This window comes from Algoriphagus sp., from assembly GCF_030694375.1.
Lineage (GTDB): Bacteria > Bacteroidota > Bacteroidia > Cytophagales > Cyclobacteriaceae > Algoriphagus.
The window spans coordinates 293,091-317,671 of the sequence record NZ_JAUXYL010000007.1 but is presented as its reverse complement, the minus strand read 5'-3'; the positions used below and the strand labels follow the sequence as shown (position 1 = coordinate 317,671).

Below are 24,581 nucleotides of genomic sequence, written 5' to 3'. Positions count from 1 at the left end.
AAAAAAACCGGGGTTAACACACGTTAACAGTGCTTAACTAATTGAATACCGGCTTTCTGATTGGTTTGTGTCAGAATCTTTATTTATCGCATCTGATCAAATTTTCTATGAGGGTTACCCTTGTTTTCCTTGTCGCACTATTCATTTTCACTCTATCAGCTCCTCAGGCAATACTTGCCCAGCAACTCAGCGGAAGGGTGTATTACAGAGCCTCCAATCAAATCATGATCAGGATCGACAGTGCCGAAATGAATCCCGAGGAAATCGCGGAAGCCCATCAAATCATGAAAAAGCCTTGGGAAAGGAATTTTATCCTGACATTTTTCCAGACAGAGTCCAATTGGAAACAAGTTGAAACTATTGATAAAGAGTCTACCTTGGAGCAATCCGATGGAATGACTATCAATCTTTCAGGAAGGGAAGACCAGGTTCTTTATAAAAATTTAGCAAAGCAATCCTACGCGCAAGAACAGGAATTTATGGGTAAGGAGTTTTTGATCAAAGATGTTTTGGAACCCACCGAGTGGGAACTTATCGATGAGACCAAGAAAATCGGCAATTACACGTCACACAAGGCTATTTTTACGAAAATAGTTGATTCAAGACGATTTTCTATCGGTATGGCCGAGATGGAAAATGTGAAAGATACGATTCAGGTCATTGTCTGGTTTACACCGGAAATCCCCGTGGCCCATGGTCCGGAGGATTACTATGGCTTGCCGGGATTGATCCTCGAAGTTCATAATGGAGGGAGGGCTTTTTATTGTGAAAGAATTGAACTCAATCCGGAACAGGACCCGATTTTCATTCACATCCCCAAAAAAGGAAAAACCGTCAACAGTAAAGAGTTTCAATCTATGCAGGAAGAAAGTATGAAACAGATGATGAAACGGTATCAGGGAAAACAGGGCGAGGGATCGAAAATCCGGATTGGAGGATGAGTTTTAGAATCATGAATCAATAGCCAAGATTCAAGAATAATAAATTCTAAAACAGCAATTCTATCCCGTCGAATTCAATAAAAGCAAAGTTAAAATCCAAGCTTAACACACGTTAACAGTGCTTAACGCTTTGCTTGTTTTGATTTTTATTGGTTTGTAGCACGAACATTTCGTCAACGGAAGACGGTCCACGGTCGACAGCCGCTAAAACCCATCAGTTTGACATTAATAAAATCTCAAGTGAATTTCACCGCATAAAAAATCCCATTCTACAATGAAAGCTAAAATTCTTTTACTCGTTTCCCTCTTCTTTCTTAGTGTGACTATTCCCCAAGCTATTGCTCAAGGACTCACAGGAAGAGCGTACTATAAGTCTTCCTCACAGGTCAAGATCTCAATGGATTCCACCAAAATGGCACCTGAGCAGATGGCTGAAATCCAAGCCCAACTCAAAAAGCAGATGGAACGGGATTACATTCTTTCTTTTACCCAAACTGAATCCACCTGGAAGCAGGCGGAAAGCTTGGGTGGAGGACCTGCGACCGCCTCATCAGGAGGAATGACCATGGTTATTAACACGGGGAGTCAGGACAAGGTTCTATATAAAAACCTAGCCGATCAGTCCTATTTGCGGGAAGAAGAAGTGATGGGGAAGGAGTTTCTGATCAAAGATACGCTTGAGCCCAGCGAATGGGAGCTCACCGGTGAAACCAAAAAAATAGGCAATTACACCGCCCAAAAGGCGACTTATTCTCGAATAGTCGATTCGCAGCGGTTTTCTACAGGAATGACCGAAATGGAAAACGTCAAAGACACCATCCGCGTGACGGCTTGGTTTACCCCGGAGATTCCGGTGTCACATGGACCGGATAACTTTTTCGGACTTCCCGGGCTGATTCTGGAAGTTCAGAATCAGGGAAGAATCCTGATTTGCGAAAAGATCGAGCTGAACCCATCCACAAACCCCGTGAAAATCGAACAACCCAAAAAAGGGAAGGTGGTCAACAGGGAAGAGTTTCGGGCGATGCAAGAAGCGGGAATGAAGCAGATGATGAATCAATACCAAGGGAAACCTGGTGAGGGGAATCAGTTTACGATTAGAGTAGGAAACTAGTACCAAGTACGAAGTACATAGTACCAAGTATCGAGACTCGGGACAGAGTGGTCAGTTTTCAGTGATCAGTTTGTAGAACTCAAAATCCATCCTCAATATTTCAATTTCAGCATTCATATTTCACACTTGAATAACTATGCCTTTTTGGATGCAAATTTTTAGCCTCGATGAGTGTGCTCAAAAGCCTAGCCCCGGTGAGTGTCTCCACTCACCGGAATATTTTCACTCACCGAAAGCATTGAAAAAATCATTTTATGGAATTAATCGGGCGCTGATTTGCCTTGGCTTTTTCCTTCGCCTCGGTGAGTGTCTCCACTCACCGAAATTACCCAGTCTATTTTCATTGAAAGTGAAGTTTTTCCTGATTGGCTTTCTTCTGATTACAGGTTCCGCTTTTTCCCAAACCAAGCCACTCATCGGGCAGGTTTTGGACAGTTTGAATAGGCCGATAGCCTATGCCAACGTGGTGGCCATCAACCAAAGCACCCAAAAGATCGGAGGCTTTGGAATCACCAACGATGAGGGAAGATTTAAAGTGACATTGACGCCGGGATCCCAATATTTACTCCGGGTTTCTTTTGTAGGCTATCAGCAATTCGAAAGGCTGATTACCGAATGGGATTCTGAAGTTCAGATGCAGATTGTACTCAAGCAAAGCGATACCGAGCTCGGTTTAGTGGAAGTAGTCTCAGAGATGCCCGTGACTATGCGTGGCGATACGCTTACCTATAAGACTGATGCTTTTACCACAGGGAATGAGCGAAAACTGGAAGATGTGCTGGAGAAGTTGCCGGGATTTCAGATTGACGACAATGGAGATGTAAAAGTGCAGGGCAAAAAGGTGGATAAAATATTGGTGGATGGGAAAACTTTCTTTGACGGAGACACCAAGCTTGCCACCAAAAACCTCCCCGCCAATGCCGTGGATCGGGTTCAGGTTCTAAAAAACTTCAATGAAATCTCGCCTATTCGTGGACTGGACAATGACGAGACTTTGGCCTTGAATATCCAGCTCAAGGACGGGAAAAAGAATATGGTCTTTGGAGATGTAACTGCCGGGGTTGGTCCACAGGAACGCTACCTAGGGCATGCAAATGTATTCTATTATGCCCCAAAAGTTAATCTCAACCTGATCGGTGGCTCTAACAATGTTGGGGAACAGACCTTTACCCTTCAGGATTATTTCCGCTTTAGCGGAGGATTGGCAGGCTTGGGTGGTAAAACTGGCTCAAAAGTCAGTATCGGAAGTGATGATTTTGGTATTCCCATGGCGAACAGAGACAATGCAGCCTCACTGGAGACGCACCTCGGTGCATTCAATTTCAACTTTAACCCGAGTAAAAAATGGCGACATTCCGGGTTCCTGATTGGATCAAGTTCGGAAAATAGGCTTGGGAGTTCCTCTTTTCGAACCTATCTGAATTCGGGTGAAAACAATCAGGAGTTGCTGACTTCTGCAAGTCTGGTAGAGAACAAATCGGGCCTGCTCAAATATGGGTTGACCTTTACCCCCAAGGAAGAAACTTATTTCAAATACAGCTTTTTCGGCAAGCTGACTGATATTGAGAACGGCAATTCGCTTAACTCCAATTTTGGACAAATCGAACAAAACCTGGCGACGGTTCAGTCCAGAACACCCTATAGCCTTCAACAAAAGGCAGAATGGTACCATGCCCCAACTGTAAAGCGAGTATTTTCGATGGAGGTAAATTGGGAAAAGAAGTTTCAGGATCCCTTATATGATCTGACTTCGAATCAAAAACCATTTGTCGGGCTGTTTCCGGTCATGGATCAAGAAAGCTATCGCTTCCTTCAGCAACAGGATATTCACACCCAAACCATCGAGGGAGCTTTTAATTACTACCAAATCCTCAACGCAACCAACCATCTGAATTGGTCATTGGGCTATCAAAACATTGCTCAAAGTATGATTGGGAACTTGGATCAAATGGATTCAGAGCAGGTTTTTGAGGAGTTTGAAAATGATGCTGACTTTGGATTTCAGGACATTTATTTAGGAATGACCTACAAGACCAAGTGGAAAAAAATGATCATCAGTCCATCGGTTTACCTGCATCGTTATGCTTGGCAGGATCAGCAGTTTGGGAATGAATTAACCTATGACAAAGTGCTTGCCTTACCGGGATTTTATTCCAAATGGAGTATCAAATCGACCAAATCTTTGACTTACCGGTATCAGACAGAGGCTAATTTCATGGATATCCAAAAGCTCACACAGGGACTGGTTCTGCAGGATTACAACTCGATTTTTCAGGGGAATCGGATGTTGGACAACGGGCTTTTTTCCACGCACACGCTCAATTACAATCATTTTGACATGTTTTCCGGGTTGAATTTCTTTGGGAATGTCAACTGGCAGCGTAAGCGGGATGAAATCATCACGACGACGGATTTTGCAGGAATCAACCGGCTGCTTTCAGCTTTGAATGTGGAAGCCGTCAACGAAACACTCAATGGAGATCTCCGAATGGATAAGCGCTACAATCGCTTCAAGCTTTCGGCAGGCGGCCGCTGGAATGCTTTCACGACCAATTTGGTGTTGGACGAAAGACCGACCCGAAATGAGCAGTTTTCGCAGACCTATGATTTCAAGGTGACCTCCACGTTCTTCAAAGTTTTGGAAGTGGATTTGGGCTATGCTTTCACTGCCAATAATTACAATTCCGGAGCGCTGTCCAATACCTTCTCCACTCACAGTCCCAAGATGGAAATTGACTTGGACATCTATAAAGGATTAAAGCTGAATGCGGATTATACCTATAATTCCTACCTCAATCAGGAGAGTGGTGTACGAAGTGACTTTGAGTTTTTGAATGCCTTTTTGGGATATCAGGGGAAAAAGAGCCCTTGGGAATTCCGACTTTCTGTTTGGAATATGCTGAATACACAGGCCATTCGACGGGATAGTTTCAGTGAAAACCTGATCAGTACCTTCTCCTACTTGGTGCAGCCGAGGTATGGAATGCTGACGGTGAAGTATGATTTGTAGGATAAAGTGGTTGGTGGGAGATTGGTTTTAGGTTGTTGAAGATCAAAATTAATACATTAAAAGCTAAATACAGTGAGTCAATAAAAGCTAAAATTAATAGATCGTTAAAAGCTAAAAATTATACAACATTAAAAGCTAAATGTTACTTTTGGAAAAAAAGGTAGCGCAATGGCAAGCCCTTCAGAAAAACTCGCAGATTCGTTGGCTGTCCTGAGGGATTTACAAGGATTGGGAAGAATAGCAATAAAGTCATCCGACTTGACTCGAACTCATCGGGAAAGGCTCCTGAAAACAGGTTTTCTGAAAGAGGTGATTCGAGGCTGGTATATTCCTGCCAGACCTGATGAGACCGCAGGAGAAAGCACATCTTGGTTCACCTCTTTTTGGGATTTTATAGCAGCTTATCTGAATGAAAGATTTGGGGATAAATGGAGCTTGTCGCCGGAACAGTCGGTGGTTTTTCATGCAGGGAATTTGACCGTGCCCCGACAGCTTCTTGTCCGCTCACCGCAGGCACGAAATCAGATCACGACACTTCCCTTTGAAACCTCAATTTTTGAAACTAGAGCCAGCATTGCTGGTCCTGAAGAACTTCAAGTTGAAAGTAATGGGTTGAGAATGTTTTCTTTGGCTTCGGCATTGATTTACAGCTCGGAGCCTTTCTTTCGAAACAATCCCACAGAGGCGCGGACGGCCTTGGCAACCTTTAGAGATGCGTCAGAGCTATTGCGAATTCTGCTAGCTGGCGGACAAAGTGTGGTTGCTGGACGTATTGCAGGAGCTTTCAGAAATATTGGGCGGGATAAAATTGCAGAAGATATCCTTTCTGGGATGCGCTCAGCGGGATACCAAGTCAAAACAAATGACCCATTTATTGCCCCAAGCCCATTTTCTATACCTTCACGGCAGGTCTCTCCCTATGTGAACAGACTCCAGCTTATGTGGCAGTCCATGCGGGAGCCTATCTTAGAAGTTTTTCCTGCAGCACCTGGGTTACCTGATGATATCAATGGGTATCTCCAGCTGGTTTCGGATAATTTTGTGAATGATGCTTATAATTCGCTATCTATTGAAGGTTACCGAGTTTCTGCGGATTTGATAGAAAGAGTGCGAAGTGGGCAATGGCAACCAGAACATGCTGATAGTGATCGGCAGCAGCGAGATGCAATTGCTGCGAGAGGTTATTGGCAGGCCTTTATGGAGGTAAAAAGGGCCGTAGAGCGAGTATTGAGGGGAGAAAACTCCGGGACAGTTGCGGATGAGGTACACCAGAATTGGTATAGAGAGCTATTTGCTCCCAGTGTAACGGCGGGCATAATTAAGGCTTCGGATTTGGCGGGATACCGAAACCAACCCGTTTACATCAGGCGTTCCAAACATGTACCACCGAATAGTGACGCAGTCAAAGACCTGATGCCTGTATATTTTGATCTTTTGGCAAATGAATCAAGTCCTGCGGTAAGGGCTGTTTTAGGTCATTTTATGTTCGTCTACATTCATCCCTACATAGATGGAAATGGACGTTTGGGAAGGTTCTTGATGAACTTGTTTCTTGCTTCAGGTGGATATCCTTGGACTGTTGTTCCTATGATCCAAAGGGATGCGTATTTAAGCGCTCTAGAATCCGGTAGCTCGGAGCAAAATATCCGACCATTTGCAGTTTTTTTGGCCAGTTTGATTAAGCATTAGGCCCAAAAGAATTAAAATAATTTGCACTAAAAAGCGGAAAATACCTTTCAGGTTTTCAAAACCTTAAAGGTCTAACCTTAAAAGCTTAGAGGATACTGGCGCACTGAAAAATAAAAAAGGCCTGAGATTTCTCTCAGACCTAATTTTTCAATTTTGAAATTTTTCAATATTTCAATCAGATAGTCGCAACAAGCTTCACATCCAAATTCACCTCATCGTAAATCATTCGGTCACCCAGATTCTCAAAGAAGTTTCCTGATCGGAACTTAATGTCGTAGTGGGTTCTGTCAAATTTGATGGTTCCAGTTGCTGTCATTTTCTTTCCTGCTACTGCAACTTTGGCAGGGAAAGAAACTGCCTTAGTAATTCCCTTGATGGTTAGATTACCGGTGATGGTGTAATCTGTAGCGCTTGTAGATTTTACCTCTGTGATTTTGAAGGTTGATCTGTTGAATTTTTCTACCGAAAAGAAATCGTCAGACTTCAAGTGATTGGTCAGGTTACCTTTTGATTTTTCGTCAGTCAGGTCTTCGACGGTTAAGTTGACCATGTCCATTTCGAATGAACCTCCGGTGATTTTTCCTCCAGTGACATCAAGGTTTGCATCAGCGATGGGTACATATCCCCAATGCTCACCGGTAACTTTGGAGGCTTTCCAAGTGACTTGACTTTCGGTTTTGTTTACTGTGGCAGGAGCAATAGTTTCATTTGTGGAAAAAAAGGTCCCAAATGCCAGGATTAATGTGGTAATCAGTTTCATAGGAATTAATAATTTGGTTTGATGAATTTGTTGGTTTGAAATTTTTGGATACGCCAATTAGACTTTGTCCAAGTCAAAATGTTTAACGGGCAAGTCACGAAATGTTGATGTATTTTGATCAAAGGCGATTTTTGTGTTTGAACAGGATAATCGCCTTTTAACCTTGGTACTAATTCTACTTCAAAAAGTGATAGGATTGCCAAACTGTATTCGGAGCGTTGTTTTTGGGCTACTCTGATAAAAATTTATGTGCCAGCAGTAAAGTATTAGTAAACTTGAGCTATTCACCAAAGTTTAGCCCTTCGTCAGCAGCCCAAATTCCGCCTTCCCTTTCCCATCCGGTGTGGTGTAGAATGGGCGCTGCTCAATTTCGTAGTGTTTGTCCGCAGGTATTCCCAAAGCATGGTATATCGTTTGATGGATACCATCGATTTTGATCGGGTTTTCGATGGTCTTACATGGCCGCTCATCAGCTGTTTTACCAAAAACATGTCCGCGCTTAATTCCTCCTCCAAACATCAGGATCGAACATCCATCAGTAAAATGTCGGTGCATCCCATAGTTTTTCATGTCTTCAACGATGTCGGGTACTTCGACTTGATCCAATACTTTCAGGTCCGGCCTTCCTTCGGTCAACATATCCCGGCTAAATTCACTGGCTACGATAACTAAGGTCCGCTCCAGTTTACCGCTTTCATCCAAATCTTTGATCAATTGGGCGATCGGTGCATCGATCATCTTTTTCATATCCTTCAGCCGGGTGTGCCCGTTGTCATGCGTATCCCAACCGAAAAAAGGCTCGTATTCAGTCGTGACAGTAATGTATCTCGCACCTTGTTCAACCAATCGTCTGGCCAGCAAACAACCCAAGCCAAATCTTCCTCCCGTGTCATACTTTTCATAGCTCTCCCGTGGTTCCTGACTCAGGTCAAATGCCTTCGCTTCGGGAGAATTGAGGAGCATGTAGGCTTGTTCCATGGATCGCTGGAGTGATTCTTTCTGGTAATCCGAACCAAATTCGCCCATAGGTCCTGCCGATATCAAGTCCTTGTAAAGTTTATTTCTGGATTCAAATCGCTTGTAGTCCATCCCTACCGGAGGTCGAACTGCATCCAAACCAGCTGTCGGATCAGGGATTAAAAATGGACCAAATTCCGAACCCAGAAATCCCGCACTGTGAAAAGCCTTCAATTCTTCGCCTTCACCCACGGTAAATCGCTGTCCGATATTGATAAAGGGTGGAATAACAGGATTCAATGGGCCTTTTTCTTTGGCAATCCAACTTCCCAAGTGAGGAACGACCACAGATTGAGGCGGTTCATAGCAGGTATGAAAATGGTACTGATGACGTGTGTGTAGGATATGACCCAAGTCCGCCGCCTGATAAGAGCGGATCAATGTGCCTTTATCCATCACGGAAGCAATATTTTCCAGCCCTTCGGAAAAATGAATCCCGTCGAGTCGGGTAGGAATGGAAGGAAAGGTGCTCAGAATCTCTTTAGCTTCCATCCCCTTGCGGAAAGGGGTGTATTTTTTCGGATCAAAGGTTTCGGTGTGTGCCATTCCTCCAGCCATAAAAAGTAAGATTACCGAATCAGCCGTACTTGGGATTTTGCTTTCGCAGGAAGAAAGCAATCCTGCCAAAGGAGCGCCCATGCCCATCGTGGCCATGGCTGCGGCACTGGTTTTTTTCAGGAAATCACGTCGGGTTTGTCGGATTTTCATAGTCAATAAATCATTTGAAATTCAGGTAAAAGGAATACCGCCCAGAGGAAATCCTGCATTTCTTCCGGACTTGTCTTTTCACCGAAGATTTTTTTGGCAAGGTCCAATTCTTTCTGTGTCGGTTTTCTCAGAAGTGCTCTGGAATAGAGTTCGGAGGTGAGTTTGATCGGATCTGAGAAGTTTGATGTCCAGATTTTCCCACCATTGAGCAAAGATTTATTCAGTCTTTCACCATTACTAAGTTCCAAGGCAAGCAACAAACTTGCCTGCGAATCCCTGCCGGTGGAGACAATTTCTCGATTGGGCCGACCCAGAGCTTTGAGAAAATCATTGTTTGCGACCAAAGAGGCTCGTGCAAAAGGCAGCGTGTTCCTTGCCTCAGGGATCAATTCATAAGGTCTGAATTTCACTTCCAATGAATCAAAAAGAGGGGCAGAAAGTTGGCTGACAGCATCCGAAAACTGCTCTGCGCTCAGTCGCCTTCTCACCATTCCCTGAAATTTGAAATCCTGAGACAAAAGCTTTTCAGGAGATTCCACAGGTATGGATTGGCTTTGGTAGATTTTGGAGGAGGCGATCTGATTTATCAGACGCTTGAGATCGTAGCCGTTTTCCACGAAATCCACCGCCAACCAATCCAGCAAATCCTGACTCCAAGGCGCATTGTCCATCTCATCCACCGGTTCCACGATTCCCCTGCCCATCATCTGCTTCCAGATTCGGTTGACTACCGTGCGATACATTCTACCATTAGCAGGTTGGACAAGTTGATCAGCGAGTTGGCGGAGTTTTTCGGCTTTGGTGGCTAGAGAGTCAATGTCTCCCAATTCTTCCCAGAGGATTTTGGTTTTGGCCATTTTGCCTGTGGGTTGCTCGCATCGACTGACTTCCAGTGTGCTGTCTGCGAAGATGTTGGCAAAAGCATAGGCTTCTTCCAGTTTCCAGTCGCTGATAAAGCTATCGTGACAGGAAGCGCATTTGAGGTTAAGACCCAAAAGCACTTGTCCCACATTTTGAGCAGCCTGCATTTCGGTGCGTTGTGAAGCATTGACAGTCCCTCTCCAGCGGATGCCCTCGATGAAACCTTTGGATTTCTCATTTGGATTGAGCAGTTCTTTGACAAACTGATCGTAGGATTTATTGTCTCTGATGGAGGTGTAGAGCCAGTCTGTGATGGCAAAGCGCCCCCGGGTGATGTATCCCGTTCCGGTGTAGTCATTTCGTAGGGCATCATTCCAGAAGGTCAGCCAGTGTTGGGCAAAATCATCACTTCGATCGAGCAGTTTTTGGATTTGAATTCCCCGTTTGTTGGGCTCAGTGTCGGATTGAAATGCTGTCAATTCTTCCGGACTGGGCAACAGTCCGATGAGGTCGAGATAGGCCCTTCTCAGGAAAGTTCTGTCATCAATCTGCTCCCCCCAATTGAGCTTATTTTCCCGAAAATATTGATCCACCCATCGGTCAATTGGATTTTCCAAACCGAATTTGGCCGGGGGTAAGTTTGGTTTTCTAGGAGCCAAAGCCGCTACCCGATAGATGGATTGCTGTGCCACTCCATCCGGCCAGGGAGCTCCTTTTTCCAACCAAAATGTGAGCAATTGGATTTCTTCTTTGCTGAGCAATTTGCCTTTTTCGGGCATTACCTCTTTATGGTTTTTGGAGAGGGAAATTCGTCGAATCAATTCGCTCTGACCGGGATTTTCGGGGATGATCACCGGCCCATTTTCTCCTCCGGCAAAGACAAACTCTTTCTCATCCAATCGCAATTTTCCTTCGGTTTTGGCTCCGGAGTGGCATTTGTAGCAGTTGTGGGCCAAGATGGAACGGACGTTGGTGACGAGTTGTATTTCCTGATCCGGGGAAAGTGTAGAGGCGAAAGTGGCAATATCGACTGTCAGGGATTCGGGTGCTTGTTCGTCAGAATTCTTGGGCAAAACCTCTGTGAGGTAGCCTTCTCCGTGCGTGAGAGCCGCTCCAAAATGTCCGGCTAAGCCTATTCCGATTCCAGTGAGAAACAGGAAAAATCGATAAGTCTTAATTGATAAAGCGCTAGGATTGAGTTCACTTTTTCGGAGTAAAACGAGAAGTAAAACAGAAAATCCTGCACTGACCACTCCAACAATTCGATGAAGGTCAAGTGTACTTCCGGTGATGCCTTCATTTTCGGCTAAAAACCAACCCATCAAAGCGGTAAATAGGGCCGAAATGGTGCCAATAATGACCAGAAACCGGATGCCTGAACGAAACGAATGCCTGAATTTTCCCAATGTAAACAGCTCCATCACTACCGCTGCCAAAATCAAAGCAATCGGAAAATGGACCATCATCGGGTGAAGTCGGCCGAAAAGCTGGCTGAGCCAAAAACTACTTTCTGCCAGAATCAGCCCGATGGTGAAGTTTAACAGAAATGGCAGCTGGAGAATAAGAAGTTCAGTCAAAGGAGAAATCATTGTAAATAGATCAACTCGAAAAATATAAGGCTTTCGGCTCTAAAAACAGTCCTTTGTATGGCGAAAAAACTGATTTTCAATTTTTTGTTTGAAGTATTGTAGCAAAATCAAAGGGAGTGTCGTTCGGACACTAATTACTTTGATGGACTATGCGAAAAATTTTGTTTTTGCCGGTATTTTTTTTCCTGCTTTCCGGTTGTTTGGAGAAAAATGAATTTGCGGCTTTACTGAGCACAGATCCCCTGAGCCAGACTGGAGAAGTTTTTATTTCGGAAGACGGGGAGGAGTATTGGATGGGCTGCGAAAATTCCTATTGCTATGGCTTCACCGGCGCAGCTCCTGAGGGGGATCAGACACTTCAAAATCTAACGATTCCGAATAATCTTCCGGCCTCTTTTGACCTGTCCACTTTTCTTCCGCAAATCGGGAATCAGGGCAGACTAGGTTCTTGCACGGCTTGGGCTACTGCGTATTATGGCAGGAGTTTGTTGTACAATTTCAGTGAAAATTCCTCCCGAGCTCAAAAGGTCCAACTTAGTCCATCCTACATTTATAATCAACTCACACAAGGTCAATGCAAAGGAACCTCTATTTCAAAATCTTTGCAGCTCTTGGTTGACCAAGGTACCAGTGAATGGGATGTTTTCCCCTATCAGGCCAATGGTTGTAATCTGCAGCCCACTGTCAATCAAAGAGCAAATGCAGGTAATTTCAAAATGGGCGATTACAAAATTCTAAGAGGGATTGATTTGGTTGCTGAGGTAAAAACGCTGCTCACCCGAGGTAATCCCGTGGTTGTAGCAATGGGTTTGGATCAGGAATTTGGGAAGAAAGATTCTTTTGGGCTGAGTGCCTATAGACCACACCAAGTCAAAAAATCGGAGATTTATGGGTCCCATGCCATGTTGGTGGTCGGCTATTCAGATCAGTTTAAGGCCTTCAAATTGGTGAACTCCTGGGGAGATGGTTGGGGAGATAGTGGATTTGTTTGGGTGGATTATGAGGCGTTTGATAATGTTTTTGATTTGAATAATCCTTTCCGGGTACTTTGCCAGGCGTTTGTTGGTTTGAATTAGACAGATCAGAACACACAATAACCAAACCCAGTGCCTTAGTCGAGGATTTTGTAAATTTTTGGCAGTTTTGGGCTACAACGCTCTTATTTTCAAATTCCTGAAGGAAATTCCTTTAGCCCAGTCCTGCAATGCAATATGTCCTTTGGTTGATTTGCCAAATTCAGGGTATTTGCTGAAGCCAGAATTGGCTACGGTGTCAGCCCAAGCTTGGGCTTTAAAATCCACTTCTGTTGTCAATACTCCATTTAAATAGAATTGGGTTTGCCCGTTTTTTTGGATGATTTTGGACTGATTCCATTCGGTGGAGGATTTGGTTTCGGCTGGATTTTTTTGAGGGAAAAAATTATACAGGCAACCTGATCGCTTCAGGGGCACATTCACTTCCGCATGTGAATTGGACAAAAGTTGATACTCCGGACCCGAGGCCCATGCAGTTAAGATTTCAGGCTTTTCCACCACATTGATGAATACTCCACTATTGCCCTCTTCTTCGATTTTCCACTCAAATTGAAACTCGAAATTCTCATACTGGACATCTGTGAGCAAATCTGCCGGATCGTCGGTTTTATCGGGATTGCATCTCAATTCACCATGGACAGCTTCCCAAGCAGATTCACCTTTTCCCTTGTTGTAAACATGCCATCCGTCTAAGGTCTTACCGTCAAACAGGAGTTTCCAACCAGCATCTTTTTCTGCCTCGGAGAGTTGGTTGTCTTGAATTACTTCGGGTTCCGAGGTAGCTGATTCTGTAGGTTTTGATTGGCAAGACCATATTGAAAGTGAGACTAAACTTGCTAGGATAAGGTTTATTTTGATGGCCTTCATTTATGCTAGGTTTGGGCAATGAATGTTAACTGTAAAATCTGAAAGGGGCAATCTTCAAATTTTATTGTTTAAATAAAACAAATCCCCATGGTCTTTTAAAGCCAAGGGGATGTTGATTCTATTCTTCTAATTTGTTTTTAAACTCAATCTCCAAAATACTCATCAGGACGGCTTCCCCCTTGGCGTCTGGATTTTTGAAGATAAAATAGAGATCCTGCATGCCTGTAGTCGGTTTGATTTTGACGACCGCACGACTGGCATTTTGTCGTCTCCAATCTATCGGATTTACCCCTTGCGGTGGCCTAAACCCGGCGGGTGCTTTCCTTCCTATCTTCTCAGATTGGCCAAGGAGTTCTCCTGTAGGTGAGCCCAATCGGATTTCTACCGAACCTCCAATTGCACCATTGCGCTCGGTAATACTACTCAAGACGTCAATTTGCTGGATTCCCGTTAAGTCGATCTGTTTCATGGAAAATTGGGAATTATCTCCCACCATCATAAAGCTGATGTTTGGAGTAGTCAGCAATTGAACTCCTTTTCTTTCAACCGAGGATTGTGGATCGAGGAAAGGATTCTTCAAAGCCACGAAATCAATTCCATTTAGCGATCCAATAGCGCCCGCACCTTTATCAGAATACGAAGCTCTCAGGAGAAAGCTGCCTTGTCCGTTTTCGCCTTCAGGTACTATCGCATTTACTTTTCCGCTCAGCGGCAAAGAAGCAATGTTGGCTTGAGTGTCATCCATAGCCAGGATGTAATCGACCATTCTTCTTGCATCCGCTTCACTCAGTGATGGGTGTGCACTCATCCCGTGATCTCCCCAAACACCGGCACCGCCGTTGATGATTTTACCGATGAGGTATTTTGTGTTTTCCTCGGAGTTAGGATACTTTTCTGCAACCGCCTGATAGCTTGGGCCGATGGATTTCTCCGCGTATTGGTGGCAAGACTTACAGTCACTGGCTTCGATTAGGTTTTTGCCAAGGTTCAATATAGCTGCGTTCTCTACTCCACTTTGCTTTGAGGCGATCTCTATCGGATCAAAACCTGCCGGTACATAATCGAACGTTACTGCCACTTCCTCCGCTTTGATTTTCCCGTCCGCAGTACCTCCGTCTTCTTTATCGTTGACCGTGATGCTGTAGCTTAATTCCTTTTCTCCAAACCAGAAACTTCTGTTAATACCTCCAAAATCGATAGCAACTACTGGAGGTTCATTTCCAGCAATCACTTCTAGGGAAGCGGAGTTTTTCTCTCCCTTCGTATCCGTGACGGTAAGAGTGATCTGGTAGGTTCCGGCTTCTGAGAAAGTGAAACTCGGATTTGCATCGCTCAGCTTCTGATCGAATCCTGTCCCATTGGTAATTTTCCATTCATAGGAAAGCTTGCCCTGATCGTAATCGTCAAAGTCATTCGTTCCTTCAGAAGAGAAGTTTACAGTCAATGGGATTGCTCCGGAGGTTTTGTCGGCTGCTAGGCTGACATTCGGTTTGCGGTTGCCTTTGTTATACTGAATCTTGACTATTCGGGAATTTGCATTCCCACGGAACCAAGCCGATCCGTATTCCAAAATGTAAAGTGAACCATCCGGCCCAAAGTCCATATCAATTGCTGAGCTGAAGGTTTCGTTTGGAAGGAATCGCTCCATTCCGGTCATGTCACCGTTTTTATCCATTGATACAGCAAAAATCCACCCGCGCATAAAGTCTACAATCAGCCATTTTCCTTCATAATAAGCAGGGAAAACATAGGGTGCGTCTTTTTTGAAATCTGCCTTTCTGAATATCGGGCCGCCCGTGGCACTTCTACCTGAGCTACCCAACTGCGGAAATACCTCCGAAACGCCATAAGGATAATAGATCATCGCCGGAACAACCGGTGTCGGAAGCTCTCTCAAACCGGTATTATTTACAGATTCATTGACGGGCTTCATTACATCATAGGCTGCGCCATAGGAGCTGTCTGCGTGGTTATGTCTGTTATATGGGAAATTGTCTCCAATGAAATATGGCCAACCGAAGAATCCCGGGCCTTTCGCTTGATTGAATTCGTCGTAGCCCTTAGGTCCCCAAATGGAATCTACCGAAGCATCAGGTCCTACTTCACCCCAATAGAGATAGCCCGTTTTGCTGTCCAATGTAGGTCTCCAAGGGTTTCTGTGACCCATGGTGTAGATTTCAGGTTTGGTTTTTTCTGTTCCCGGAGGGAAAAGATTGCCTTTCGGAATGGTATAAGTCCCATCATCTTCAGGATGGATTCTCAGGATTTTTCCTCTGAGATCATTGGTGTTGCCCGGAGCCCGCTGATCATCTGCATTTTCCATTCCCGGCCTTTCGTCCAAGTTGGAGGTCCCTTCACGGGGATTGACGGTATTGTTACCCACGGTCAGGTATAGGTTTCCTTCCGCATCGAAGACCATTCCTCCTCCGGTATGACAGCATTCCTCACGTTGGGTAGGAACTTCCAAGACGATTTTTTTTGAGGATTCCACCAGTTCATTTCCTTTCAGTTCCCATCTCGCTAAAATGTGCTTTGCGTCCGAGGGATCCGCGTAATACATGTAAATCCAGTTGTTTTTGGCATAGTCAGGATGTACTATTACTCCCATCAGTCCTTCTTCAGCCTCGCGGACTACCCCAAGTTTGTTGGTGTATTTGGTATTGACCGGGATGGTGGCGACAAGTGTTACTTCTCCCGTCTTTTCATCCAATATTTTAACCCCCCCTTTTCGTTCGACAAAAAGGATTCTGTTACCGGGCAGAAATGTCATCTCCATCGGTTCGTCCATTCCTTCGGCAAGGACGACTTTAGTAAAACGATTGTCTTCTGGTTTGACAGAAGGATCGTCTTCGGATTTGCAGGAAAGAAGTCCAAGACTTAGAAAAAGTACAGGAAGGACTTTCCAAAGGAATCGGTTTAACATAGGTTTTCTGAGTTTGAAGTAAAATTTTTTCAAGGGGCGCAATTTTTCTATTGTCTCAATGTTGGACAAAAGATATTTAACTACCAAATGCTCTTGCTGTATCGGTAAATTTTGGGGATGAGCGACAGAGGGAACTGATTGATTATTTGGGATAAAAAGGCTTTTATCCAATTAAAGTCCGAAAAGAAGTCTTAAATAAAACTAACCATTGGTCAAAATCTTTTTCAGGACAATTTTCATTTTTCTATTTTTTCCAAAAAGTAACTCATCCCATGAAGAAATTTCTCCTCGCCGCAGCTTTTGTTCCTGTATTTGCCTTTGGCCAAAATCATGAGAGCAACCTCAGAAAGATTTACGATACCGAACTTTCATCCGGTCACACATACGAAAATCTCCGCTACCTCTGCAAAGTCGTAGGGAATCGACTTGCCGGTTCGCCGGGCGCAGCAGCCGCCGTGGAATGGACCAAGCAGCTGATGGAAAGCTATGATTTCGACACGGTCTATTTACAGCCAGTAATGGTGCCACATTGGGATCGGGGAGGAAAGGATGTGGTCAAAATCACCAATTCCATAAAACACGGTGTGGTAGAACTGAATGCTTTGGCCCTTGGAAATACGCAAGGAACGGGGCCAAAAGGCCTTGTTGGTCAGGTGATTGAGGTGAAAAGTATTCCCGAACTCCAAGGCTTGGGAGAGAAAGTGAAAGGAAAGATTGTCTTTTTCAACGGTCCCATGGATCCCAAATTAATCGATTCTTTTCAGGCTTACGGAGGAGCCAATGCACAGCGAAGTTCCGGTGCTGCCGAAGCATCCAGACTCGGAGCGGTCGGTACCTTGGTCCGCTCACTGAGCAATACCGTCAACAAAATTCCCCATACCGGAAATCAGCGTTACAATCCCGACTTTCCAAAAATCCCAGCCCTTGCCATCAGTACCTCCGATGCTGATTTGCTCAGTCAGCTGCTGGCAGATCAGGCAGATTTGAAAGTGTACCTAGAGTCCCATGGTGAAATGAAAACTGAGAAGCTTTCCTACAATGTGATCGGGGAAATCCGTGGTACAGAAAAGCCTGAGGAAATCATCGCGGTAGGAGGCCACCTCGATTCTTGGGATGTGGGAGAAGGTGCCCACGACGATGGTGCAGGTTGCATGCAGGCAATCGAGGTTTTGAGGCTTTACAGGCAATTGGGATGGAAACCGAGGCGAACCATTCGTGCCGTGATGTGGATGAATGAGGAAAACGGACTTCGTGGAGGTCAAGAATATGCCCGGGTAGCAATGGAAAAAGGAGAAAAGCATATCGCAGCTATCGAATCGGATTCAGGCGGATTTTTACCGATTGGGTTTTCGTCCACAGGGACAGATGAGCAGCGTGGCAAACTTGCTTCTTGGGCGGATTTGCTGAGACCATTTCAGCTTTGGAATCTACAAAAGGCAGGCGGCGGAGCCGACATCGGGCCGCTTCGGGATCAGGGGCCGATTTTGATTGGGCTGTTGCCGGACTCCCAACGGTATTTTTATTACCATCACACCGAAGCCGACGTTTTTGAGGCGGTAGTTCAGCGGGAATTGGAATTGGGAGCTGCCGCGATGGCTGCTTTGGTTTATCTGTTGGAGCAGGAGGGGATTTAAAAGAGCCGGTAAACGTGAATCGAATTTCTTTTCCGAACTACCGCTATGCCTTCCAAAAGGAGAATTTATCCGGATTTTAGAGCGCTGAAATGCCCATGAGAAAGAATCTCTCTCAGGGGTATGCACCCATGGCTAAGGGGTATAAACCATGCGAGATTCCTCCCAGTGGCTATCGGGATGGCCATCAAAAAACATATAAAAAACAAATAAAACCTTATCCAAAATCGAATTTTTAAAAAAGGGGATATTGTGTGATTGGAAATTGGGAGCCAAAGTTTATTCCTTTGCATTGGATTATTTTGATTTTTTTGACTGAAATGCTGAAAGAAAGGCGGTTATTGCAAGAGATTTTTAACCCTGAAAAGGTGTTTTACCCAAGTTAGTAATGTCAAAAGTGAAGGTGAGTGTGTTGATGGCGGTTTTTAATACCCCATTTGAATTGGTAAAAAGAGCCCTTGATTCAGTCATGGATCAAGATTTCAAAGATTTTGAATTGTTGTTGGTTGACGATGGAAGTGGTCTGGAGCTCAGTCAATCCTTGATACAATATTCCATAAATCACGAGGATAAAATCAGCTATATCCGCAGCAAAAACCAAGGTCAGTCTTTTGCCATCAATCGAGCGGTTCATTTTGCCAAGGGTGAATACATCACAATCATCGATGCAGATGATGAATACAAGCCCAACCATCTATCTTCCTGTCTTCATGAAATGGAATTCGCTGACTTGATTTCCTCTCTCACTGAGACGGTCGTGTCTAGTAACGAAGATTACTATGTGGTGGATAAGCATGATCTTCACAAAAATATCCATGTGGATGACTGCATTCTTTTTGCCACACTTTTTGGCAAAAAGGAAGTTTTTAAAAGTATCCACTTCGAAAACAGATATTCTGCGGACTCGTATTTCTACGAACAAGCTTCGAAAAAATATAGGGTTAAAAGATCTCAAAAACGGACTTACATCTACTATCGAAACTTGGCTTCGAGCATCACCGCTCTTCATAAGCAAAGTAGGTCTGTACATTCCTAATCGATGATCAGGTTTTCTCCCAATTTAATTTGCGCTTCGCTTTTTACAGGGATCTACGACGTCAATCGGAATGAAATGCTGCCTTCGGATGAGTACTCGTTGATCGAAAAGTGGTGTCAATCCGTTCAAAATCTTGGTTTGGAAGGGATTGTATTTCACAATAATTTTTCTGAAAAAACAATTCGAGAAGCACAAAATGATCAAATCAATTTTATCAAAGTGGACTTTGATACACCGCTGAATGCCAATGTATATCGGTATCCGGTGTATTTTGATTTTTTGAAACGGCATGCGGATCAGATTCATAATGTGTTTTTCACCGATATCGCGGATGTGGAAGTCGTCAAAAATCCATTTGATGATTCATTCTTTTTGGAAAATCCAGAACATCTTTTTTGCGGAGATGAAAAGGAGATTTTAGATAACCCTTGGATGAAGGATCATTGCACCCACTTGCGGAATTTGATTCCTGAATTTTTGGATTTCGAGGAGAGAAGCAAGTCGCAAACACTGTTAAACTGTGGAGTGATTGGAGGAAATACAGCCGTTATGCTTTTGCTATTGGAGAAGCTCACCCAAATTCATACTTCTGTTACAGTCAGTAACCAAACTCCATTTACCCTGGATATGGGGGCATTTAATTTTGTAGCAAGGACTACATTTTCTAATCGATTAAAACATGGAGTTCCGGTCAATACGTTGTTTAAGGGCTATGAATCAGAGCGGATGGATTGTTGGTTTAGGCATAAATAAGTAAACGATTTTGCGCTGAGTTGAAGTGGAAGTGAAGCATAAAAATAACCCCAGTCAATTAGACCGGGGTTGAAAACAATAAAAAAACACCTATTTTGCTTTAGCCAACTTCTATCGCTTTTTTAGCCTTACTGGCTTCCAGAGCCTTTTTTGGAAGAACTATATTGAGAATTCCATTTTCATATTTGGCGTCAATTTGATCTTCTTTCACATGCTCAGGCAAGGCAAACGACCGACGGATGCTTGAATAGGAAAATTCCTTTTTACGGTAGTTTTCCTTTTCCTCTTCAGATTTGTGCTCCTTTTCACCTGAGATAATGAGCATCCCATCTTGGATTTCCACTTTAAAATCTTTCTTTTCAAAGCCCGGAACTGCCAATTCAAGTTTGAATGAATTGTCATTTTCAATCACATTTGCGGAGGGTACCTCGATTGATTTCCCAGGAAAGAAAAACTTTTCATCAAAATCAAAGGGGTTTTCTGCACCGAAGAAGTCCTGAACCATCTTAGGCCAAAAACTTCCATTTCTTTTAGTTGGACTGCTCATCTTGTTGATTTTTTAGATTTATACCAGTTTAATTGCCGATATAAAACTGCTTTCTTTTTGACCAAAAAACATTGATAAAGATCACAAATTCAATTGATTGTAATCATGTATGTCTCGGTTAGTTCGATTCATCCTTGCTTTCTGTTTCGAATTCTCTTGTCAATACATTCGAGGTTTAGTTTATTCAGGGATTAAAATAAATTTTTATGGTTTACAGTGACTCAAGGCTTGCGGCAGTCCGGCTTTTTCGAAAAATTAGGTTTGGGTGGATTTACACCTCTTCCACCTTTGTTGGAAATTTTGGCATGGCCTTGCTTTTCACTTCTTTTTTCAGAGAGTTGGACTATGGGGTCGATGCGAATTATGTGTTCTTCTTGGCCGTATTAGCAATTGGGCTATGGGTCACGGAGGCTATTCCTCCCTTTGCTGTCGGGATTTTTATTATTGCAGGTTTGGTATTTGGGTTTGGCACTGAATTTATTCCAACAGAGACCAAGACACCTGTTGAGTTTTACTTAGGGACTTGGACCAGTAGTGTAATATGGCTGCTTTTAGGCGGTTTTTTTTTAGCAGAAGGGATGAATGTGGCAGGTCTTGACCGATCACTTTTTCGATTTGCTGTCAGAAAATTTGGAACAAAGCCAGATCGGCTTTTGCTTGGATTAATGCTCACTACTGCATGCGGAAGTATGGTGATGTCCAATACAGCAACTACTGCGATGATGGTGTCCTCAGTATTGCCCTTGGTACACCTCATTGGGAAAAACTCTTCCTTTTCAAAGGCGCTTTTGGTTGGGATTCCAGCGGCCGCAACCCTGGGAGGTATGGGGACTATCATTGGAAGCACACCTAATGCCATTGCAGTGGGCGGCCTTCAGGAAATTGGAATCCAAATTAATTTCATTGAATGGATGATTTTCGGAGTTCCAATGGCCGGTGTTTCCATTTTTGCGTTTTGGAAGTTTTTGACAAACAAAATGAATCTGGAAAAGTCAGACCTGGATCTCAGTGATGTTTTGGGGAAAGGAGTTGTCAAAAAAAAGTTTGAGCGAAATGCAGTCATTTTTGTATTGTTCGTTACTGTTTCCATGTGGATTTCTGAACCGCTCCACGGTTTTCCAATTGCAGCCACTTCAGCTATTCCCATACTTTTGCTTACCGTCTTGCAGGTAATCAAAGCCGAAGATGTCCGTAAGCTTCCTTGGGATACACTCATGCTTGTGGCGGGAGGTTTGGCTCTGGGGATTGCGATGGTTCAGGTAGGTTTGACGGACATCATTATGGCTAAAATAGATGCCCTTCCTATTCCTGTTTTCGGAGTCGCCTTGGTTTTTTCGCTTATTGCTGTCTTGATCTCCAATGTCATGAGTAATACTGCCGCTGCTTCCATTTTGGTTCCGCTGTCGCTTTCACTGCCTGGAATCTGGGGGATGGTTGTCCCCCTTATCGTGGCATTGAGTTGCTCCTGCGCCCTGCTTTTACCGGTTTCTACTCCTGCAAATGCTATTGCATTTTCCACTGGAATGGTTGACCAAAAATCCTTCAGGCCCGGCGGATTGCTGATGATCCTCCTAGGTCCTTTCATGGCTTTTGCAAGTGTAATGGTCTATACTTGGTTATTTTTTTGATTAGAACAAAGTCAAGCAATTTTCAAAATCACATTTCCGATTTTCTTGCCAGAGGCCACATAAGTAAAGGCTTCTTTAGCCTGATCTAAGGTGTAAGTGCGGTCAATCATCGGTCTGAATTTTCCTTGGATGACCAAGTCCTGTACAGTTTTCATACTTGACAGAATGTCTGTCGGAAGTGGAAAAACAACCTTCTTTTGGCCAAAAATTGGAGTTGTCATGGCCAATATCAAATTTTCCCAATTTGGGCCAAGTTCGGATGAGATGTATATTCCTCCGGGCTTTAAGATAGGTTTGCAAAGTGAAAAGCGACTTTTTCCAACAGCATCAAACACAAAATCATATTCGGTTTTCTCTTGGGTAAAGTCCTCTTTTTCCAAAGCGATTACTCGATCAGGACCTAGTGCTTTGACTTTTTCCACATCTACTTCATGGCAGACGGCCGTCACCCGGATTCCTTGGGCTTTAAGCAACTGGATTGCTGCCGAACCGATTGCTCCTGTCCCGCCATTTAGCAAAGCATGGGAGCCGGGGTTGAGTTTGACTTTGTTCAGAAAGTTAATGGCATAATGCGCTGCCTCAGCGCAGGCGACAATCTGAGGGAAATCAATTCCATCGGGGATTGGTAGAATCGCTTTTCTGGTTGAAAAACAGACGAATTCGGCATGTGTTGCAGAGCCATTGTCGCCAAAGCCCCACACCCGGTCGCCGACCGAAAAGCCGCTTACGTTTTCTCCTATTTTATCCACCACTCCCGCAAAATCTGTCCCTGTCACCGGAAATCTCGGTTTTGGAAAACCAGCAAAGGCCCGCATCAGATACGGTTTTCCGGTTAAAACACCTAAGTCAGTTCGATTGACGGTAGTTGCCATTACTTTTATCCGGACTTCATCCAGTTTGGGTTCAGGGATTGGAATGTCGATTACTTTAATCGAGTCAATAGGACCGTAAACGTATCGGACTGCAGCTTTCATAGTGGGTCAATTAGTTTTAACCCGAAATATGCATTAGCAATTCTACGCCACGGCGCACAAGTTATTTTGGCCAGTAATTGCTTCAAAATCAGTAACTACGTTGCTGTTTTCTCCCGAGCTATCGGGATCACCATATCCGCCGCGGCGGACTCAGTTTCCAAACAGCCTGATTTTATTGCACTTACTGTCCTCATAACGAAACCTAATGCATAGTCCGGGTTTAAAAAATGGGATTTATAGAATTGAATTATTTTATCCTCAAGAAAGATAAATTTTTTCATTCCAACCGACTAATTGCCTGATTTTTGTTATTTGATGAGGGAGGTCAGTTTAGGGAAATTTTTGGAAAAATTAATTGGGTGCCGTCCAATCTGGTGATTTGGATATCAAGAGGTCTCAGGGAAATATACCAATCCAGAAATTGGCAGTTGTTTACAAAATCTGTTGCTTTGAAGCCATTGATGCTTAGGATTTCCTCTTCTATTTCAATTAGTGAGTCCTGTGGTGTGAGCCCTCTAGGCTTTCCTCTGAGAAAAAATTTCCCATCTTCAAAAGAAACAGCTATGCCATTGCTTTTTTCAAATTCAGGCCGCTCCCTAAGTTGTAAAGCATACGTTGATTTGGAATTGTTGATGATGGTTTTTGAGCTGATAGTTTTAAAAAATTCTAAACCAATTTTAGTTTTCGTCTTGTCTTCAAAATCTACCGGGATTTTTGGAAGGTAGTTTTGTCCCAATCGAAGGCTATCCATCCAGATAGTTGTAGAAGGAAAAGAATTTGAACCCAGTGCGCCTGAGGCATAACGGAAAAATGAGTTAGAAAGACCCTTTCTCGCCTTTTCAGTCAAAAAATTCTGGATGTTTTTGTTGTCTCTTGGAATGTCCAGAACTCCGGTGTAGCCAAAATCAATTAAAGTCAAGCGCTCATAGGCCAAGTCCTTAATTTGTAAACTGGTGAAAGGCCTTTGATCCAAGTATCCGACCTTAAATACTAAATCAGAATCCTGTATGGGAAATGGTTTTTTTGAAACTTTGATCACTTGCTTTTCGAAATCAATTTCCCAATTCAACTGGCTTATGATATCGGAACCCAATAGATAGGTGTCCTTGCAATACATAAGATCCATGTCATTGATCAGGCTGATTACATTTTTGAATTGAAAGCCACCGATCTGAATGATATCACTTTTCCCGAGATCCACGTTTTTGACCTCATTATTCACATCCAGGATTTTCATTTTTTTTCCTGTTGTGGTTATTCTTCCTCTTGATTCGCTGAGACTGTTAGCCATACCCAAACTCGTTCCCGTATCAAATACGAAATCGGTCTGGACTCCATTCATGAGTCCCTCAAATACAATCCACCTATATTCCATGTGAAATGGAAATGCATAGACAGATTGGTTATCCTGTGCAGATACCTGTGAGAGAGAAATAAACGAAATCCAAGTTATTAAGAAAATGAGGGGGGTGATTTTCATAACTCTCCCCAAATATGGG

The 24,581-nt window shown here is 43.7% G+C and carries 17 protein-coding genes; 9 read left to right on the top strand and 8 right to left on the bottom strand.

Translation table 11 applies throughout. The features are described 5' to 3' along the window. The first annotated feature begins 107 nt into the window (after positions 1 to 107). From Q8M62_RS02615 to Q8M62_RS02600, 4 genes are all read left to right on the top strand, one after another. Positions 108 to 941: a GLPGLI family protein gene (locus tag Q8M62_RS02615; RefSeq protein ID WP_304901920.1), complete on the top strand. Its 834-nt coding sequence runs from the start codon at positions 108 to 110 to the stop codon at positions 939 to 941. 274 nt (positions 942 to 1,215) lie between these two features. Then, positions 1,216 to 2,055 carry a GLPGLI family protein gene (locus Q8M62_RS02610; RefSeq protein WP_304901919.1) on the top strand — a complete coding sequence of 280 codons (840 nt, stop codon included), beginning with the start codon at positions 1,216 to 1,218 and terminating at the stop codon, positions 2,053 to 2,055. A 238-nt stretch (positions 2,056 to 2,293) separates the two neighbouring features. Beyond that, on the top strand, positions 2,294 to 5,065 hold the full coding sequence (locus Q8M62_RS02605) for a carboxypeptidase-like regulatory domain-containing protein (protein WP_304901918.1): 2,772 nt from the start codon (positions 2,294 to 2,296) through the stop codon (positions 5,063 to 5,065). A 168-nt stretch (positions 5,066 to 5,233) separates the two neighbouring features. Then, a complete protein-coding gene (locus Q8M62_RS02600) occupies positions 5,234 to 6,754 on the top strand; it encodes a Fic family protein (protein WP_304901917.1) in 1,521 nt (506 codons plus the stop codon). 175 nt (positions 6,755 to 6,929) lie between these two features. Here the strand turns inward: Q8M62_RS02600 and Q8M62_RS02595 are convergent, their stop codons facing one another. From Q8M62_RS02595 to Q8M62_RS02585, 3 genes are all read right to left on the bottom strand, one after another. After that, on the bottom strand, positions 6,930 to 7,514 hold the full coding sequence (locus Q8M62_RS02595; protein WP_304901916.1) for a YceI family protein: 585 nt from the start codon (positions 7,512 to 7,514) through the stop codon (positions 6,930 to 6,932). Between the two features lie 294 nt (positions 7,515 to 7,808). Further along, a complete protein-coding gene (locus Q8M62_RS02590) occupies positions 7,809 to 9,239 on the bottom strand; it encodes a DUF1501 domain-containing protein (protein ID WP_304901915.1) in 1,431 nt (476 codons plus the stop codon). 2 nt (positions 9,240 to 9,241) lie between these two features. Next, positions 9,242 to 11,566, bottom strand: coding sequence for a DUF1549 domain-containing protein (locus Q8M62_RS02585; RefSeq protein WP_304901923.1), 2,325 nt, complete (start codon positions 11,564 to 11,566; stop codon positions 9,242 to 9,244). A 272-nt stretch (positions 11,567 to 11,838) separates the two neighbouring features. Between Q8M62_RS02585 and Q8M62_RS02580 the strand changes: the two genes are divergently transcribed. Further along, positions 11,839 to 12,765, top strand: a complete 927-nt coding sequence (locus Q8M62_RS02580; RefSeq protein ID WP_304901914.1) for a C1 family peptidase — start codon at positions 11,839 to 11,841, stop codon at positions 12,763 to 12,765. A gap of 72 nt (positions 12,766 to 12,837) precedes the next feature. Here Q8M62_RS02580 and Q8M62_RS02575 read toward each other — a convergent pair whose 3' ends face one another. Next, complete coding sequence (locus tag Q8M62_RS02575; protein ID WP_304901913.1) at positions 12,838 to 13,590, bottom strand: DUF1080 domain-containing protein; 753 nt, start codon at positions 13,588 to 13,590, stop codon at positions 12,838 to 12,840. A 118-nt stretch (positions 13,591 to 13,708) separates the two neighbouring features. Further along, a complete protein-coding gene (locus Q8M62_RS02570) occupies positions 13,709 to 16,513 on the bottom strand; it encodes a PQQ-dependent sugar dehydrogenase (RefSeq protein WP_304901912.1) in 2,805 nt (934 codons plus the stop codon). 272 nt (positions 16,514 to 16,785) lie between these two features. Here Q8M62_RS02570 and Q8M62_RS02565 point away from each other — a divergent pair, with 272 nt between their 5' ends. The 3 genes from Q8M62_RS02565 to Q8M62_RS02555 all read left to right on the top strand — a co-directional run bounded on the left by Q8M62_RS02565 (position 16,786) and on the right by Q8M62_RS02555 (position 19,933). Next, complete coding sequence (locus Q8M62_RS02565; protein ID WP_305668008.1) at positions 16,786 to 18,147, top strand: M28 family peptidase; 1,362 nt, start codon at positions 16,786 to 16,788, stop codon at positions 18,145 to 18,147. Between the two features lie 385 nt (positions 18,148 to 18,532). After that, entirely contained in the window at positions 18,533 to 19,180 is a 648-nt protein-coding gene (locus tag Q8M62_RS02560) for a glycosyltransferase family A protein (RefSeq protein ID WP_304900058.1), read from the top strand. Between the two features lie 3 nt (positions 19,181 to 19,183). Further along, entirely contained in the window at positions 19,184 to 19,933 is a 750-nt protein-coding gene (locus Q8M62_RS02555; RefSeq protein ID WP_304900057.1) for a hypothetical protein, read from the top strand. A 100-nt stretch (positions 19,934 to 20,033) separates the two neighbouring features. Here Q8M62_RS02555 and Q8M62_RS02550 read toward each other — a convergent pair whose 3' ends face one another. Continuing rightward, positions 20,034 to 20,480 (bottom strand): Hsp20/alpha crystallin family protein, encoded by a 447-nt coding sequence (locus Q8M62_RS02550; protein ID WP_304900056.1) that lies wholly within the window; start codon positions 20,478 to 20,480, stop codon positions 20,034 to 20,036. 206 nt (positions 20,481 to 20,686) lie between these two features. Between Q8M62_RS02550 and Q8M62_RS02545 the strand changes: the two genes are divergently transcribed. Continuing rightward, on the top strand, positions 20,687 to 22,108 hold the full coding sequence (locus Q8M62_RS02545; protein WP_304900055.1) for a DASS family sodium-coupled anion symporter: 1,422 nt from the start codon (positions 20,687 to 20,689) through the stop codon (positions 22,106 to 22,108). 11 nt (positions 22,109 to 22,119) lie between these two features. On the opposite strand, the gene Q8M62_RS02540 is transcribed toward Q8M62_RS02545, so the two are convergent. Both Q8M62_RS02540 and Q8M62_RS02535 read right to left on the bottom strand, forming a co-directional pair. Next, positions 22,120 to 23,082, bottom strand: coding sequence for an NAD(P)-dependent alcohol dehydrogenase (locus tag Q8M62_RS02540; RefSeq protein WP_304900054.1), 963 nt, complete (start codon positions 23,080 to 23,082; stop codon positions 22,120 to 22,122). Between the two features lie 325 nt (positions 23,083 to 23,407). Then, entirely contained in the window at positions 23,408 to 24,562 is a 1,155-nt protein-coding gene (locus Q8M62_RS02535) for an aspartyl protease family protein (RefSeq protein ID WP_304900053.1), read from the bottom strand. Between the last annotated feature and the right edge of the window lie 19 nt (positions 24,563 to 24,581).

Excerpts from the sequence above, each read along its gene's own strand:
- Q8M62_RS02580 (WP_304901914.1), top strand. The coding sequence starts at position 11,839 with ATGCGAAAAATTTTGTTTTTGCCGGTATTTTTTTTCCTGCTTTCCGGT.
- Q8M62_RS02615 (WP_304901920.1), top strand. The coding sequence starts at position 108 with ATGAGGGTTACCCTTGTTTTCCTTGTCGCACTATTCATTTTCACTCTA.
- Q8M62_RS02585 (WP_304901923.1), bottom strand. The coding sequence starts at position 11,566 with ATGATGGTCCATTTTCCGATTGCTTTGATTTTGGCAGCGGTAGTGATG.
- Q8M62_RS02575 (WP_304901913.1), bottom strand. The coding sequence starts at position 13,590 with ATGAAGGCCATCAAAATAAACCTTATCCTAGCAAGTTTAGTCTCACTT.
- Q8M62_RS02600 (WP_304901917.1), top strand. The coding sequence starts at position 5,234 with ATGGCAAGCCCTTCAGAAAAACTCGCAGATTCGTTGGCTGTCCTGAGG.
- Q8M62_RS02535 (WP_304900053.1), bottom strand. The coding sequence starts at position 24,562 with ATGAAAATCACCCCCCTCATTTTCTTAATAACTTGGATTTCGTTTATT.
- Q8M62_RS02545 (WP_304900055.1), top strand. The coding sequence starts at position 20,687 with ATGGTTTACAGTGACTCAAGGCTTGCGGCAGTCCGGCTTTTTCGAAAA.
- Q8M62_RS02540 (WP_304900054.1), bottom strand. The coding sequence starts at position 23,082 with ATGAAAGCTGCAGTCCGATACGTTTACGGTCCTATTGACTCGATTAAA.
- Q8M62_RS02595 (WP_304901916.1), bottom strand. The coding sequence starts at position 7,514 with ATGAAACTGATTACCACATTAATCCTGGCATTTGGGACCTTTTTTTCC.
- Q8M62_RS02565 (WP_305668008.1), top strand. The coding sequence starts at position 16,786 with ATGAAGAAATTTCTCCTCGCCGCAGCTTTTGTTCCTGTATTTGCCTTT.
- Q8M62_RS02560 (WP_304900058.1), top strand. The coding sequence starts at position 18,533 with ATGTCAAAAGTGAAGGTGAGTGTGTTGATGGCGGTTTTTAATACCCCA.
- Q8M62_RS02555 (WP_304900057.1), top strand. The coding sequence starts at position 19,184 with ATGATCAGGTTTTCTCCCAATTTAATTTGCGCTTCGCTTTTTACAGGG.
- Q8M62_RS02550 (WP_304900056.1), bottom strand. The coding sequence starts at position 20,480 with ATGAGCAGTCCAACTAAAAGAAATGGAAGTTTTTGGCCTAAGATGGTT.
- Q8M62_RS02570 (WP_304901912.1), bottom strand. The coding sequence starts at position 16,513 with ATGTTAAACCGATTCCTTTGGAAAGTCCTTCCTGTACTTTTTCTAAGT.
- Q8M62_RS02610 (WP_304901919.1), top strand. The coding sequence starts at position 1,216 with ATGAAAGCTAAAATTCTTTTACTCGTTTCCCTCTTCTTTCTTAGTGTG.
- Q8M62_RS02590 (WP_304901915.1), bottom strand. The coding sequence starts at position 9,239 with ATGAAAATCCGACAAACCCGACGTGATTTCCTGAAAAAAACCAGTGCC.